This is a genomic window from Streptomyces sp. NPDC059002 (genome assembly GCF_042740435.1).
Classification (GTDB): Bacteria; Actinomycetota; Actinomycetes; order Streptomycetales; family Streptomycetaceae; genus Streptomyces.
The window spans coordinates 19,790-34,130 of sequence record NZ_JBHYJI010000031.1; the positions used below are offsets into that span (position 1 = coordinate 19,790).

Annotated in this window: 12 protein-coding genes and 2 pseudogenes; 4 read left to right on the forward strand and 10 right to left on the reverse strand. The window is 69.4% G+C overall.

Annotated elements, in window-relative coordinates; translation table 11 throughout:
- The first annotated feature begins 256 nt into the window (after nucleotides 1-256).
- Both ACFWZ2_RS25675 and ACFWZ2_RS25680 read left to right on the forward strand, forming a co-directional pair.
- Nucleotides 257-1,417, forward strand: coding sequence for a magnesium and cobalt transport protein CorA (locus tag ACFWZ2_RS25675; protein ID WP_384549432.1), 1,161 nt, complete (start codon nucleotides 257-259; stop codon nucleotides 1,415-1,417).
- A 224-nt stretch (nucleotides 1,418-1,641) separates the two neighbouring features.
- The gene (locus tag ACFWZ2_RS25680) at nucleotides 1,642-2,151 is read left to right on the forward strand and encodes a hypothetical protein (RefSeq protein ID WP_384549434.1); all 510 of its coding nucleotides are present in this window, start codon (nucleotides 1,642-1,644) and stop codon (nucleotides 2,149-2,151) included.
- A 70-nt stretch (nucleotides 2,152-2,221) separates the two neighbouring features.
- Here ACFWZ2_RS25680 and ACFWZ2_RS25685 read toward each other — a convergent pair whose 3' ends face one another.
- The 8 genes from ACFWZ2_RS25685 to ACFWZ2_RS25720 form a co-directional block, all read right to left on the reverse strand.
- Entirely contained in the window at nucleotides 2,222-2,431 is a 210-nt protein-coding gene (locus ACFWZ2_RS25685) for an integrase (protein ID WP_384549436.1), read from the reverse strand.
- 42 nt (nucleotides 2,432-2,473) lie between these two features.
- A complete protein-coding gene (gene xerC, locus ACFWZ2_RS25690; RefSeq protein ID WP_384549438.1) occupies nucleotides 2,474-3,079 on the reverse strand; it encodes a tyrosine recombinase XerC in 606 nt (201 codons plus the stop codon).
- A gap of 59 nt (nucleotides 3,080-3,138) precedes the next feature.
- Nucleotides 3,139-3,678, reverse strand: coding sequence for a Pycsar system effector family protein (locus tag ACFWZ2_RS25695; RefSeq protein ID WP_384549440.1), 540 nt, complete (start codon nucleotides 3,676-3,678; stop codon nucleotides 3,139-3,141).
- Between the two features lie 86 nt (nucleotides 3,679-3,764).
- Complete coding sequence (locus ACFWZ2_RS25700) at nucleotides 3,765-5,183, reverse strand: DUF4407 domain-containing protein (RefSeq protein WP_384549442.1); 1,419 nt, start codon at nucleotides 5,181-5,183, stop codon at nucleotides 3,765-3,767.
- Nucleotides 5,176-6,252 (reverse strand): hypothetical protein, encoded by a 1,077-nt coding sequence (locus ACFWZ2_RS25705; protein ID WP_384549444.1) that lies wholly within the window; start codon nucleotides 6,250-6,252, stop codon nucleotides 5,176-5,178. Before ACFWZ2_RS25705 ends, ACFWZ2_RS25700 begins: the two co-directional genes overlap by 8 nt.
- Complete coding sequence (locus ACFWZ2_RS25710; RefSeq protein WP_384549446.1) at nucleotides 6,249-8,525, reverse strand: hypothetical protein; 2,277 nt, start codon at nucleotides 8,523-8,525, stop codon at nucleotides 6,249-6,251. The genes ACFWZ2_RS25705 and ACFWZ2_RS25710 overlap by 4 nt, the downstream gene beginning before the upstream one ends.
- A complete protein-coding gene (locus ACFWZ2_RS25715; RefSeq protein WP_384549448.1) occupies nucleotides 8,518-9,306 on the reverse strand; it encodes a hypothetical protein in 789 nt (262 codons plus the stop codon). Before ACFWZ2_RS25715 ends, ACFWZ2_RS25710 begins: the two co-directional genes overlap by 8 nt.
- A gap of 93 nt (nucleotides 9,307-9,399) precedes the next feature.
- Entirely contained in the window at nucleotides 9,400-10,146 is a 747-nt protein-coding gene (locus tag ACFWZ2_RS25720) for a Crp/Fnr family transcriptional regulator (RefSeq protein WP_384549450.1), read from the reverse strand.
- 240 nt (nucleotides 10,147-10,386) lie between these two features.
- Between ACFWZ2_RS25720 and ACFWZ2_RS25725 the strand changes: the two are divergent.
- Both ACFWZ2_RS25725 and ACFWZ2_RS25730 read left to right on the forward strand, forming a co-directional pair.
- Nucleotides 10,387-10,539 (forward strand): annotated as a pseudogene (locus tag ACFWZ2_RS25725) (arsenical-resistance protein); the annotation flags it as partial.
- Nucleotides 10,532-10,631: pseudogene (locus tag ACFWZ2_RS25730) on the forward strand (phosphotyrosine protein phosphatase); the annotation flags it as partial. The pseudogenes ACFWZ2_RS25725 and ACFWZ2_RS25730, both read left to right, overlap by 8 nt.
- Nucleotides 10,632-10,932: 301 nt before the next feature.
- On the opposite strand, the gene ACFWZ2_RS25735 reads toward ACFWZ2_RS25730, so the two are convergent.
- Together ACFWZ2_RS25735 and ACFWZ2_RS25740 are read right to left on the reverse strand one after the other, a co-directional pair.
- A complete protein-coding gene (locus ACFWZ2_RS25735; RefSeq protein ID WP_384549452.1) occupies nucleotides 10,933-13,449 on the reverse strand; it encodes an FtsX-like permease family protein in 2,517 nt (838 codons plus the stop codon).
- Nucleotides 13,443-14,234: an ABC transporter ATP-binding protein gene (locus ACFWZ2_RS25740; protein WP_384549454.1), complete on the reverse strand. Its 792-nt coding sequence runs from the start codon at nucleotides 14,232-14,234 to the stop codon at nucleotides 13,443-13,445. Before ACFWZ2_RS25740 ends, ACFWZ2_RS25735 begins: the two co-directional genes overlap by 7 nt.
- Nucleotides 14,235-14,341 lie beyond the last annotated feature (107 nt).

Here is a 14,341-nt window from a genome sequence, read left to right on the forward strand (position 1 = left end):
CCGTCGCGGCCGTCGCGGCCGTCGCGGCCGTCGCGGCCGTCGCGGCCGTCGCGGCCGTCGCGGCCTTGATCGCCTTCGCCTTCACGTTCGCCTTGGCCGTACTCGGCGCGCTCTTCGTCATGCCGCGCACGCTAACGGCCCTTGCGGTCACCTACTGTCCGCAACGTATCCGCGATGTCGCCACGTCCGCGTCTTTTGAGACGTATATCCTGCTCCGAGACCTTTAGACAAACGTTCGACATGGGAGGCGCCCAGCATGGCGGAACGCCGAGCCCGTCCCGCAGCGACCGCGAGGAAGCACGCATGGCGGCGGGCGACACCGCCGGCCGCCCCGCCGCCGAAGGACACCCGGCCCGCCGCGTCCGACCGCCCGGCGGCCACGGAGCGGGCGGACGCGGACAGCGTGGTGCAGGCGGCCCTGTACCGCGACGGCGTCCGGGTCGCCACGCCCGCCTCGCTCGCGGACACCTTCCGCGAACTCCGCGACCAGCCCGACGGCATGGCGTGGATCGGCCTCGCCCGCCCGACGGAGGCCGAACTCCTCTCCCTGGCCGCCGAGTTCGACCTCCACGAACTGGCCGTCGAGGACGCCATGGAGGCCCACCAGCGCCCGAAGCTGGAGCGCTACGGCGAGACCCTCTTCGTCGTCCTGCGCGCCGCCCGCTACCTCGACGCCCCCGAGGAGGTCGACTTCGGTGAGCTGCACGTCTTCGTGGGCCCCGACTTCGTCATCACGGTCCGGCACGGCGCGGCCCCCGACCTCTCGGCGGTCCGCCGCCGCATGGAAGAGACCCCCGACCTCCTCAAACTCGGCCCCGAGGCCGTCCTGTACGCGATCCTCGACGCGGTCGTCGACGGCTACGCCCCGGTCGTCTCCGGCGTCCAGAACGACATCGACGAGATCGAGACCGAAGTCTTCTCCGGCGACCCCGAGGTCTCCCGCCGCATCTACGAACTCTCCCGCGAAATGGTCGAGTTCCAACGCGCCACCCGACCCCTGGTCGGCATGCTGCACGCCCTGATGGCAGGCTTCGCCAAGTACGGCACCGACGAGGAACTCCAGCGCTACCTCCGCGACGTCGCCGACCACGTCACCCACACCAGCGAACGCGTCGACGGCTTCCGCCAGGCCCTCACCGACATCCTCACGGTCAACGCGACCCTGGTCACCCAGCAGCAGAACGCGGAGATGCGGGCGCTCGCGGAGGCGGGCTTCGAGCAGAACGAGGAGATCAAGAAGATCTCCTCCTGGGCGGCGATTCTGTTTGCTCCCACGCTGGTGGGAACGATCTACGGGATGAACTTCGAGACGATGCCCGAGCTCAAGTGGGCTGCCGGGTATCCGTTCGCGATTCTGCTGATGGCGGCGGTGTGCGTGAGTCTGTACTTCATCTTCAAGAGGCGGGACTGGCTGTAGCGGGGAACCGAGAGACTTGATCAACTTCATGCGCGCACATGCCCCCGAGGGCTCCGCCGAGCTCCCTGGGGCGAATAGGCGGCGCTGGGGAGCAGGGCGCCGTCCGCATCGCCAGCCATTCCGCACGCCTCGCCCAGCCAACTTCCGCCGACTGCCCTACGTGAGCCGTCACGGTGAGTGTTGACTGAACGGCCACATGGAACCGCGTACACCGGGAGGACCGGTTGGAACCGAGGAGCGCCGCTGAGGCAGGGAAGGACTTCCCCTACACCGCACGTACGACGTGCTACATCGAGGTCCACGAGGACGGAACGGTGACACATGGGGACGACCGCGCCGCGTACGATCGCGCCGTCGCTGGCCAGTCCCGCCTGTTCGCAGTCTGGCCCGGCGAGTGGTCGAGCCACTTGTTCGTGATCGACGACCTGGACGAGTACGCGAAGGCCCATGGAATCAAGCACGACGAGGAGCGCACCGGTCTCAAGGAGCACGTCCACGACGTGCAGTGGAAGAAGGATTCCTACGGGAACGACAACCCCCGGAGTCCCTACATCGGCATCAGAGTCTCGCTCAACTGCGGCTGCGAGATCAACGATCGCCGCGCCTTCGCCGCCCAGATGAAGGAGCAGCGAGGGTGGGACGTGGCCACAAGCGGCGGCTGGGGCAGCAGCGGCCGACCCGGAGGAAGGAAGACCTACTCCCTGCGTGTGCGCCGCAAAAGCCTCACGGAGTGACCCCAGCGGGCCGCCAATGATTCCGCGCAGCAAAACGCACAGCAGACGCTGTGCCACCCGTTCCCTTCCCTTACGCGCTGGCGAGATTCTCCGGAACGTACTCAGGCACCACACCGAGCAAGGCGTCGACGGCCGCACGTCCCTTACTGCCCGCCTCCGGCATTAAGTGGGCGTAGTGCTCGAGAGTGATGGCCGGGCTGGAGTGGCCGAGCCATCGAGCCTGGGTGACGACGGACTCGCCCGCTTCGAGGATGATCGAGGCGAAGGTGTGCCGGAGCACGTGGAAGCCGTCCTTGCGGAATGCCTTCCAGCGCCGCTTCTTCTACCGCATCGCGAGTGCGGGCTCCCAGACCTCGTCGTTGAAGATGTTGGCCCGCAGCACGTTGCCGTACGTCGTCGTCAGGGCGAGCGGGAACGTCCGCTTCTCCCTATCCGGCTCGGGCCCGCTCCACGGCAGTTCGACCTCGACGGCCGGGTACCGCAGGAAGTGCGATGCCAGCTCGTCCGCGACCGACCCAGGCATGTCGACGATGCGCGTCATCCCGCCCTTGGGCAGGGCGAAGTACAAGCGAACGTTGAGTAGTTGGACCTGTCTGCGCACGCGGATGACGCCACGCTGGAAGTCGACGTCCTCCGGGGAGAGGACGAAGACCTCTCCCTGTCGCAGCCCGCACCCGAAGGCGACCGCGACCGCGATGCGGTAGCGCGCTTTGATCGCGTCCCGCATGCGCTGCGCGGTCTCCAGCGGCCATGCCTCCCACTGGTCCTCCGGCACCTTCGGCCAGCGCACCGACTTGGCGCGCGTCGGGTTGCGCACGAGGCGCTTGTCGTCGATGGCCATCTCGAGGATGTTCGAGAGTGTGGTCAGGATCTGGCGGGCGTAGCGCGGCGCGTATTCGGCTTCGAGCGTGGCGATCCCAGGCCACATCCGCTAGTGCCGTGACCGGGAAGGATGCCCCTGAGTGGTTGTAGGGGGCCGTGGTGCCTCTAAGTCGACGCCCCCAGCACCATGCCCAGCAGCGACAGTGCGAAGAAGACTGCGGTCCAGGCCAGTGCGTGGCGTATGCAGCGGTATTTGGTCCAGGCGATCTGGGACACGGTCGCCAATTGGCTCAGGTTCCGGGACGTGAGGTCGGTCCGACGGACCCCCCGCTCCAAGTGCGCGATCGTCGTCGCGAGCCGCGCGTCGCCGAAGTAGTGGGTGCGGCAGCAGTAGGGACGCCCGATCCGCGGGGTCACGGCAAGACCCAGCAGGACGAGTGCCGGTACACAGGCAGCGCAGCCCGCCCAGAGAAGGACCTGCGGAACGACGGCGTACTGGCGTGGGGCGATCACGCCGCCTGCGATCGCACTGAGCAGGGCGGCCAGTGCCGCCCCCAGGAACGCCAGCACGAGGCCGGCCTTGCTGTCAGCCTTCATGACCTCCTCGCGAGCCTCGGCCAGCAGGACCCTGGCGAGTTCCGCGCCGCAGTCGGCTGTCGTGTCAGCATCCGGCACCGTACCGCCGTCGCCTCCAGGTGTGGTCATGCCACCGCCTCCGTTGCATCGATGTCAGGCGGCCGCCCCGGTGTGCGGGGCGGCCGTGATGCTGTGTTCTGGTGCAGGCAGCTGCGTCAGACCGTCGACTGGCGGCGGATCTCGTCCTCCAGCGCGTTCACCGCCTGCCGCACCCGGATGTTCATCGCTGCTGTGTGTTCCCGGAGTGCCGCCTCCGACTCGGCGCGGTGCCGCCGGACCTCCTGTTCGATGGCGTCCTGGGCAATCTCGATGTCCGCCATGGCCCGGTACTCGGTGAGCCGGACCTCGGCGTCGTGGACCTTGACCCCGCTGTTGCTGGCGGTGGTGAGCATCCGGTCGTAAGCGGACTCGCCACTCAGGTACTTCACCAGCACGGGGAGTATGTCGAGAAGGATGAACAGCAGACGGACCAGCCAGATACCCACGAACAACACCGGATTTCCGGTGGCCAGTTGTTCAAGCGCCCGCATCCGCTCCAGGACCCCGATCTCCTTCTGCTTGGCGCGCTCTTCTTTCAGACGCCGCTCGACACCATCGGCCCGGGCCTTGAGGAAAGCGCCGCGTGACGCAGTCTGCTTGGTCTCGATCGTTGAGATACGGCTGTTCATGCGGGCCAGCCGTTGCTCGTTCTCGTCGGTACGGTGGGTCGTCCGATAGTCCCGTGCCTTCTCACGCAGGCGCAGGCACTCGGAAGTCCGCTGATACAAACCGGTGGAGGCCATGCGGATCAGCCGACGGCACTCGCCGCGCACCTCGGAGTCGATGGATTCCAGCCTGGTGCTGTCCTGGTCCACTCGCTTCTGCAACGCGGCTGCGTCCGAGCGCAGGGTGGCCAGTTCCTCGGCGCGTTCACCGGGCGTCTTACTGAAGGACAGGACGTACGTCCGCTCACACCCCTCCGGGATGACGGCTCGCATCGTGGACGGTACCGGGTTGCAGCGCACCAGGTTCGCGCGCAACTGGTCGATCTCATCCGTACGTTCGTCAGCGACGCGTTCCTCAATGGCAGTCTGGAAGATGCGCAACACCAGGGGCTCAGCGATCACCGCGCCGAGCATCAGGGCGATCAGCAGGCGCATGAGGAGGGGACCGACCCGTCGCCGCGCATTGGGTTGCGGAGTGACCAGCCAGCGGTCGAGGTTGAGCACGAACAGCATCCAGATGCCCGTCGGGACGACGGCCAGGAAAGAGACCCTGCCAAGCGCCTCGATCGCGAAGTTCCACATGGAGAACGCCGCGATGACGGAGGTGCCGAGCACCACCCCGCCGAGGGCCGTGTACTTGCTCCGCTCATACCTGACCCTGTCAAGGAGCTCCTCGTCGACGCCGGTCAGCGTGCGCAGCCGTCGTGCGGCGTCGAAGCCGAAGGGACGGTGGGCAGCACGGGCAAGGGGGCCGTCACCGGTGGTGCGGGCTGTTGGCCGACCGTGCGCAGTATGCGCGACAACATCGTCAGCGCCTTGGTCCTCCCCCGCACCGGAGGCCATCACAGGGTTCGTCGAGACGTCAGCCAATGAGATCGTCCTCGTCCCTGACGAAGCCGCCCTGCGGGTCACGCAAGCCGCCGCGGCCCGCCTCCGTGTGACGAGGGCTCGCCGGTCCCGACTCGACCATGCGGGCGGCGTCAGCAGCGGCATCGAGGCCGGATGCAGCCTGGCCGCCGCCCGTCTCCCGAAGGACCTGTTCCAGTACTTGGTGATAGTCGACGTACTCGCTGCCGCCCATCTGCCGGAGCAGCGTCAGCAGCATGTCGCGGCGCATCTGCGTCTCCGCCGTCTCCCGCGACTGGGCGTGGGCGCGGTTCGACGTCTCAGCCGCGTGACGGCGGGCCGACTCCCCCTCGGCATTCCGATGGATACGGGCCGCTGCCTCAGTGACGTCGATCTCCTCCCTGGCGATGCCGAGGGCGTCCACGTGGTCGGAGCCTTGGGAGAGCAGTTCCGCGATGCGACGCGCGTCCTGGGTCTCGAAGTCCCGCTGTCCCCGCCGGAGTTCCCAGGAGCGCCGCTCGTCGCGCAGTGTCTGCTCCCAGTCGCGCAGGTCGTCCGACGCGTGCACCTCGGCGCTGACGAACTCCACGCTCATGCCGGCCACCCGCGGCGGCACGATGGCGCTGTACGCGGTCATGCGATGACTGACCTCGGTCCGTACCGCGTTGACCTCCTCCACGCGGTGCCCGGCGCTCGCCCGCGGCAGGTCTCCGTCTCCCATCAGGTAGGCGCGCAACGGGACGGTGACGTCGATGGTGCCCTGCCGGGCGATGACGGTCGGATCAGTCACCTGGCAGGTGAAGGACGCCCGCACCGTGAAGTTGTCCGCCTCGCTCACCGACGGGAGTGTGCGTTCCACCTCGACCAGGCGCGCGCGGGTGTCGACCAGGCTGACCGAGGAGGCGTCGAGCACGTCCGGGTGTGACGAGTCGAACACCATGCCCTCGGGGAAGGTGCGGTAGTTGCCGCCGACCCTGAAGACGTAGACCGCGCCGGGCGGTAGCTGTGGCATGTCGTCGCGCTGGCGGCGCCGAGACCACCAGGTGCCTTGGACGGTGGCCAGTATGTGCTCGGCGATGACCGGGTAGTTCACTTGCTTCTGCCTCCTTGAGCGGGAGTGAAGTGAGGGGTGGGCATGAGGGGTGAGGCGGCGCCCCGCGGGTCCGTCAGCAGTCGTCCGCGGAGTGATCCGAGGAGCACCTGCGCCAGTTGGTGAGCGCCGGGGAGCGCATAGTCGGGATGCTTCAAAGCAATGGACAGGTGGCGACGCAGCGCGGCCCACTGGCGTCCGCTCATGGCGTTGCACATGGCCTCGCCGAGTTCGTGTACGGCGCCGGTGACGGATGGGTCGTCACGTAGCTGCACCAGCGTCCGGCACAGCGCGCTGACCGCCCGGCTGCGGTTGCCGCTGTGCAGGACATCCGCCCACAGGGACCCGAGGTGGCGGGCGCTGTCTGGGACGTTGCGCAGGAGTGCCGAGGTGAGCGCTTCAGGAGTCTCCAACCGGGCTGCTTCAAGGAGTTGTACGGCGGTGCGCAGCGCGATCGACCGCTCTCGGGATCCCGGAGCCGTCCTGGCGATCACGGTCCGCATGAACCGCAGGATGATCAGAGCGCGTTCCGTCTCCTGTTCGGAGGTCTGGAGCAGCAGGACCATGGAGCGGTGGGCAGCGAAGGCGATCCGCTCCCCACGCTGCGTCAGGAACCAGAGCAACTTGAGCGCGTCCAGGCGGTAGAGGGATCCCAGACGGCCCGTGAGCGCCATGGCCGCCGTCACCGCACGGCCCTGCCCGCTGTTGTCCGTCCAGCTCAGCGCGATGTTCAGGGCCTGCGGCGCGAGATGCTCGTCGTCACACATGAACTGCAGCGTCAGCGCGGCGGTCACCCGCTGGCTGGCGAGCCCGTCGGACCACACCTTCAACATGTTCTCGTCGACCTCGACGAGCGCGTGTCGGGCCAGGAGCGCAACACCACGGGCCACCTGCGTACGAGTGGCCAGGTCGCCCAACAGGGCCAGCTCTCCCAGCCACTGGCGCAGTGGGTACCAGAGTTCGTAGCCGTACAGGTCATGCAGTTCCTTGATGAGGAGCTCACGGACGCGCGGCGTGGTGAACACCAGACGGCGCTCGCTGCGCCCGGCACTCCGATCCGGCTCGGCCCGGTGCTCGGCCGTCACGAGCCCCACCGCCCGTTCCCTCCACCGGGCCCGCGACTGCTGGTCGACCGCACCGCGCAGGGTCCCCGCGGCCTCGTCGCCCCGCTCCGCCACCGGTGTTTCGCCGCTCTGCTCCCAGTTGTGGATGTGGGTGGTGAGGGCGGCGCACTCCTTCTCGAACGTCCGCTCCGGGATGCCCTCGAGAAAGGCCAGGGCCGCGAGCGGAATCAGGTCGGCCGCGGACGGCTGCTTGCGGAACAGCTCCTGAACCAGCTCCTGGTGGGTGTCCCGCAGGTTGTCCAGTGCCTTCTGCGCTCCTTCCCTGGACAGGACCACAGCCGCAGCTACGACGTCCGTGGGCCGCCGCTGTTCGCCGACCCGCTCCAGCAGCTCCTTCTCGGTGTCGGGTTCCAGAGAGGGGTGCGGCAGCTGTTCCCGGCAGTGCTCGAACAGCTCCACGGGGTCCGGGGCCCGCCACGGCACACAGTGGTCCCGCAGCGCCAGCCGCCGACGGGTCGTACCACCCGCCGTGATCACCAGATACGACCCTTTGCGGCGGAGCTCCTCGCTCAGCCGTCCGATCGCGTACGCCTGCACGGACTCGACATGCAGCTCGCCGACGTAGTCGAGGATCACGTACCCCTGCCCTGGCTTCAAGTCACGCGACCCCGCAAGCTCGGCCAGGGCGTTGGCGGGCGACAGGCTGCGCAGCCTGGCCTCCTTGCCCAGGACCTCCCTGATCAGGGCGAGGGAGCTTGCGCCACGGCCGCAGTGGTCCTCGCCGGTCAGCACCACGAGGGCGTCCGTGCTCAGTTTGCACAGCGCCTCGTCGAAGCAGGGCTGCGGCGGGTAATAGAACCGCAGGGCCCGGTCCGCCTCCTCGGGCTCGATGGTGCCGGGTGCCAGACCGACGGACGGCGCGGCGCCGAAGCCGAACGCCGCCCCGGAGGCATCGACGCCGCCGTAGAAGTTGTTGTTGACGAGTTGATGGACGCGGCGCAGCTCGCCGTAGCCCCGTTCGTCCTCCTCGCGTTGATCCGACTCCTTGCACCCTTCGAGGGGCACGTCCGGTCCAACACCCGGGTCTTGGGCCTCCTCACCCGCTTCCGGGGCCCCGTCGGTGTCCTCCGGTGCGGGCGACATGACGTCCTCGTCGGGTGCGGATACAGGTGGTACGACCGCCATGTCGTCCAGGGGCTCGTCGTCAGCCACCAACACTCCCGAAGCCGAAGACAGCACCCCTGGCGTCCACAGGGCCCGCGACATTGGTGACGTTGACGTTGTCGGCCCGGTACTCGTTGCTGATCCGCGCCCCGCTGCCGGCCCCGCCCGCGGCGGCCGGTTCCGTCCGGTCCGCCACGGACTCCCCCTCCTCCGCGGCCCCGGGCTCGTGTGAGGCGACGGTCGGCGCACCGAGCGCGGGCACGTGCAGCCAGGCCGTGGCCTCGAACTCCTTCACCCGCACAGTGACGCGGCGGAAATCGCCGGTGGACAGGGTCGTGTGACCGCCCGCCACGGTGGACCGGAAGACCTCGTCGGACAGCAGCAGCGCCAGGTCGGACTCCGGGTGTGTGGCCAGGGCGCCGTAGAGCGGATCCGAGTTCAGCAGGCGTGCCGTGGCCACCACGGCCGTACCGGCAAAGCCGTTGTCGGCCAGTTCCACCAGCCCCTGGTGGATGACGGCCCGCAGTCGCATACGGGCCTCGGGAACGCGCTGGGCGTTGTAGTCGCCCAACTCCCCGACGAGATGGCGGACGTAGTCGTCGACCAGGCGCGGTTCCTTGCCGTCGAGGGGCCGCACGGCCAGTTGCTCGTCGCCCTTGCGCTGGATCTGCCACTGCTGGCGGTCCAGGCCGGCGCGCCTGGCGGCACGGTCGAGAAGCCGCGGCAGATCGTGCTGGATTTCCGACTGCCTACGGTCGTTATTGCTTCCGTACGCCTGTGCGTCCACGGCTATGCAGGTGCAGGGATAGAAGTCAGGCCACGCAGCCACCCGATCATTTCCTCTCTGGGCAGGCGATGGGCAGACACTGCCCACGAAGTACTGCCCGAGAGGCTAGGAGAGGGAGCGCGAAGTGATCCCGTATCAGTACGGGTTGTCAGCAAAGACTTTGGCGAATTCAAGCAACTTCGGAACGTCACAGATGGTTATGTTTCGGTAATGACGCTCCACCAAGCCATGAGCTGTCAGCACAGCCAGGTTCTTTTCTGCCGTGTTCAGCTTCAGGCCGGCCAGTGAGGCAAGTTCCTTCTGCGTCAGTGTCACGCCGAGGTCACACCGCTTGCCATCGCTGTCGAGTGCGGGCTGCGCGTACGCCTGACACAACTCGGCGAGTACCCGGGCCAGTCGGGTCAGCGAGTCGTACGCCTGGAAGTCGACCCGGCGCCGGTTGGCCCAGCGCAGCCGGGCGCACAGCATGTGGAGGATGGCCCGCGTGGCGTCCGGGTGGCGGCCGAGGAATGCCTCCAGCGTCCGCATCGGGATGATCCTCGCGGTCACGTCACTGCACGCGATCACAGTGCCGGACCTGGGGCGCTCCTCAAAGGCCGCCATCTCACCGACTAGGTCACCCGCTATCCGTACGGCGAGCAGCATGTCGTAGCCGCTCTCAGCGCTGGCGACAACCTTCACGACACCACTCGTGATCAATAGAACGTGACGGCTCTCGTCTCCCTGTTGCAGCAGAGCGCGATGCGTCGGATACGTGATCGGGGTTCCCTGGCCCAGGAGTTCTTCCCGTGACGCGGTCCGCAACCGGCCGAGAAAGGTCGACGGTGGCCATGCTTGATTCACCAACACCCCCGCGATCTCACTCCGCAGCGCGCCGTTCAAGTGCCTGACCATGCTGCCGTCGAGCTGCCAGTCGGCAAACAGACAGGTAGGGATGTGGCCAGTTTCGTCGCTTCACATCCGGGATTGACCGAATGTGCATTCTTTACAGGCGGCGTCCGTCCGGGGCTTGCGGAGCCGCAGTGGGCCTGGTGGCACGGATCGCGGCGTGCATGCTGTCCGCGACGGCGTGGGTGGGGGTGGGGGGGATGGAGGGGCTATGTCCGTGAAGCCGGCCGCTGCCAGGCCCTCGCAGGAGTCGTCGGCCCCCTCATCGAGTTCCCCGTCCTCATCGGACTCGTGTACGTGGCACTCGCCGCCCGCCGTTGGTTCCCCCAACCCGCGGTCCCGGCTGCCGAATCCACCGACGTACCGGAAGGCTCCATCCATGTCTGACCTCGCCAAGCCCTCGGTGCTGTTCGTCTGCGTCCACAACGCCGGATGCTCCCAGACGGCCGCCGGATTCCTCGCCCACCTCTGCGGCGGCACGATCACCGGCGGGAAGGCGCGCAGGTCGTCCGCAAGTGCCAACATCCTGGCGCGCACGGCCTCCGCCTTCGCCTCCGCGTCGTACGGGCTTGCGGCACGCCCGTCTGCATGACGCTTGGCGTGGAGGGCTTTGCGAGGCGCCGGGTCCTCGGGCGGGGCATCGGGGCCGTCGGCGGCCGCGAAGACCTTCAGCAACGCCCCGCCCGGGTAGATGGCCACGATCCGTTCGCGATTCTGCTGATGGCAGCGGTGTGCGTGAGTCTGTACTTCATCTTCAAGAGGCGGGACTGGCTGGAGGCCTCACCCGGATTTCCCGCCCCGCAGCGCCAGTGCCGTGGGGGTGAGTGTCGCGGCCAGTGCGATCGCCGTGCATGCCGTGAGCAGCTCGGTGAGGGTGTTCCAGGGCACCATCGCGGGTGTGGGGCCGACCAGTTGGTGGAGGGCGGACCAGGAGCCGGTGATGCTGAGGGCGGTGGCGAAGGTGCCGAGCAGGGTGCCTGCGGCGACGCACAGCAGGGTTTCGGTGGCCACTGACCGCAGGACCTGGGTCTTGGTGGCGCCGGCGAGGCGCAGCAGGGTCAGTTCGCGGCGGCGGTCGGTGGTGGTCATCAGCAAGGTGTTGGCCAGGGCTGTCAGGGCGTAGAGGACGGAGAGGCCGAGGATCATCAGTATGCCGTTGCGGGAGGCCTCGGTGTTGGCGTCGGTCGCGGCGGCCGATACCTCGTCGGGGGTGCTGATCTTGGCGCCCAGGCCGTGTACGGCGGTCCGCAGGGCCTCGGCGGTGTGTTCGCGGTCGGTGCCGGGGGCGAGGCGGACGTCGGCCCGGCTCGCCAGGGTGGTGCCGAAGTGGGGGGTGAGGGAGGCGTCCAGGTAGGCGCGGACGCTGTTGTGGTCGGGGGCCAGGACGGCGGCTACGGTCAGGTTCTTGGGGGTGCCGTCCGCCAGCCAGAGCTTGATGCGGTCGCCGGTGGCGGGGGATCCGGGCCAAGAGGCGCTGACGACCACCGAGTCGGGGCCCAGGTCGGTGAGCGAGCCGCTGTCGACCTTGAGGGCGGCCACGGTGGCGAGGGCGGCCGGGTCGACGGCGGCGGCGTTGCGGGCGACGGCGGGCCTGGGGCCGCGGGCGGCGAGCACCGTGGTCGGGGTGGTGACCAGCGTCGTGGTGCCGGGCACGGAGCGGACGCGGCGTACGACGGCCTCGCTGAGACCGGGCGTACCTGCGGGGGAAACGACGTAGTCGGTACGGGACAGTTGCTTGCGTACGCCGCTGACCTGGGCGGCGTTGATGGTGTCGAGGGTGCCGAGCAGGCAGCCCGCAAGGGCGATGACGATCACGACGGGCGTGGTCGTGGCGGACGTACGACGGAAGGCCGTCAGCGCGCTCTGCCGCGCCGTCGTCCACACCACCCCGCCCGGCTCGGCGGCGTCCGGGTCGCGGCGGGCGGACAGCGCCAGAGGCAGCGCGGTCAGGAGGCGGACCAAGGGGCCCGCGAGGACCCCGGCCAGGGTGGTGCAGGCGGCAACGATCACCAGGACCACCGAGGCGGAGGCCGCCGCGTTCGCCCCGGCCTGGGGCTGGATCGCGGCGGTTCCGGTGACCGCCACGACACCGGCGGTCAGGGCGGTCCCGCCGGCCACCCAGCGGAGGACCAGGCCCGCGCGCGGCCGACGCTCCACGGCCGCCTCGCGCAGCGCGTCGCCGGGGCTGACGAGCCCGGCCCGTACGGCGGAGACGGCCACCCCGGCCATGGCGGTGACCATGCCGATCCCCGCGGCGGCGAGCAGCGCGCGCCAGGTGACCGGGGCGGTGAAGCCGTCGCTGACGATGCCGTGGCCGACCAGCCACGCACGGCACAGCGGCACCCCCGCAAGGCCGAGCGCGCAGCCCGCGGCCGAGGCCAGCAGGCCGACGAGAACGGCCTCGCAGCAGATCAGGCGGCGCAGTTGGCGGCGGGTGGAGCCGACCAGGCGCAACAGGGCCAGCTCGCGGCGGCGTTGGGCGACGGACAGCGCGAACGTACCGGCAACAACGAAGACCGCGACAAATCCGGCGACTCCCGCGGCCAGGCCCAGCGGAGTGCTGACGCCGTCCATCTCGGCGAGCAGCGCGGCGTGGTGCGGGTCGGCGTGCGCGCGGTCCTTGCCGGTGAGGACCGCGGCCTCGGCGCCGGGCACGGCGGCCACGGCCTTCCGGACGGCGTCGGCAGGACCGTACGCGGCCAGCGCGTCGACGGCCGGGGAGAGGCGGGCGGCCTCGGCGTCGGTGAAGAAGACGGCGTGCTCGAAGGGGGCCACGTCGGTGACGCCGGTGACCGTGACCTTCCGAGGGCCCGCGGCCGTCGTCAGCGGGAGGCTGCGGCCGATCAGCGAGGCGGCTCCCCCGCCGATGACGACCTCGCCGTCCTCGGCGGGCGCCCGGCCCGCGGCGAGGCGGTAGCCGCCCGCCGCGTGCGCCGACCAGCCGCGCCCGACCTGGTCCTTGGGGCCACCGGCCAGCTGCGCGGAGAAGGAGTGGTCCGCGACGACCTTGCCCGTGCGGGCAACTGCGGCCACCAAGTCGGCACCCAGGCCCGGCTGTTGGGGCAGCGCGGTGCTCTGAGTCCGGCCGTTCTTGTCGGCGACGTCGACGGTGGCGTGCGGCACGACGACCACCGGCGCCTCGGAGTACCGCTGCCGCGCGGCGTCCGCGACGCCACCGGTCGCGGCGATCACCGGGATCGCGGTGGCCATCAAACCGACGCCGAAGGTCAGCGCGACAAAGGTGCCGACGAACGAGACCCAACGCACCCGCAGAGTCGACAGGGCAACGCTCAGCACGCCAGGGCCTCCAGGCTCGTCATCCGGGCGGCGGTCCGCTCGGCCGTCGGGTGGTCGAGGACACCGGCGATCCGGCCGTCCACGAGGAAGACGACCCGGTCGGCATACGAGGCGGCGACCGGGTCATGGGTGACCATCACGACCGCACGCCCGCAACCATCCCCGACCGAACACCCGCAACCGCCCGCACCCGAACCCCCGCAGCCGTCAGCCAGATCACGCAGCAGTGTCAGAACCTCGCGGCCGCTCCTGGTGTCCAGTGCGCCCGTCGGCTCGTCCGCCAGGACGACCGAGGGGCGGCTGATCAACGCCCGTGCGACGGCGATCCGTTGCTGCTGTCCGCCCGACAGCTCATCCGGCCGGTGCCCGGACCGCCCGTCGAGACCCACCGCGGCGAGCGCCGCCGCCACCTCTGCCCTGCGTGGCCGCCGACCCGCCAGCTTCAACGGCAGTGCCACGTTCTGAGCTGCCGTCAGTGACGGCAGGAGGTTGAAGGACTGGAAGACGAAGCCGATCTTCTCCCGGCGCAGGACGGTCAGTTCCCGGTCCTTCAGGCCGCCCAGTTCGGTGCCGTCCACGAGGACCTGCCCGCCGTCGACGCCTTCAAGGCCCGCCGCCGCACGCAACAGCGTCGACTTGCCCGAACCGGACGGACCCATGATCGCGGTGAACACTCCGGCGGAGAAACCGAGGCTCACCGCGTCGAGGCCCACGACGGGCTCGGGGCCGGAGGAGTAGGTCTTGCGGACGGCGCGCAGTTCGACGGCCAAGGATGTGGTGCACATGCAGACAAGTGGATCTTCTCGGGGCAGGTGCGGGCAATGAACTGCGGTTCAGTCTTGGGGTGGTGCCAGCCATACCCCGAGGCGCCCCCGAGTCGGGGCCCTCGGTA

Coding starts and splice junctions, on each gene's coding strand:
- ACFWZ2_RS25675 (WP_384549432.1), top strand. CDS start 257: ATGGCGGAACGCCGAGCCCGTCCCGCAGCGACCGCGAGGAAGCACGCA.
- xerC (WP_384549438.1), bottom strand. CDS start 3,079: ATGTGGCCTGGGATCGCCACGCTCGAAGCCGAATACGCGCCGCGCTAC.
- ACFWZ2_RS25695 (WP_384549440.1), bottom strand. CDS start 3,678: ATGACCACACCTGGAGGCGACGGCGGTACGGTGCCGGATGCTGACACG.
- ACFWZ2_RS25740 (WP_384549454.1), bottom strand. CDS start 14,234: ATGTGCACCACATCCTTGGCCGTCGAACTGCGCGCCGTCCGCAAGACC.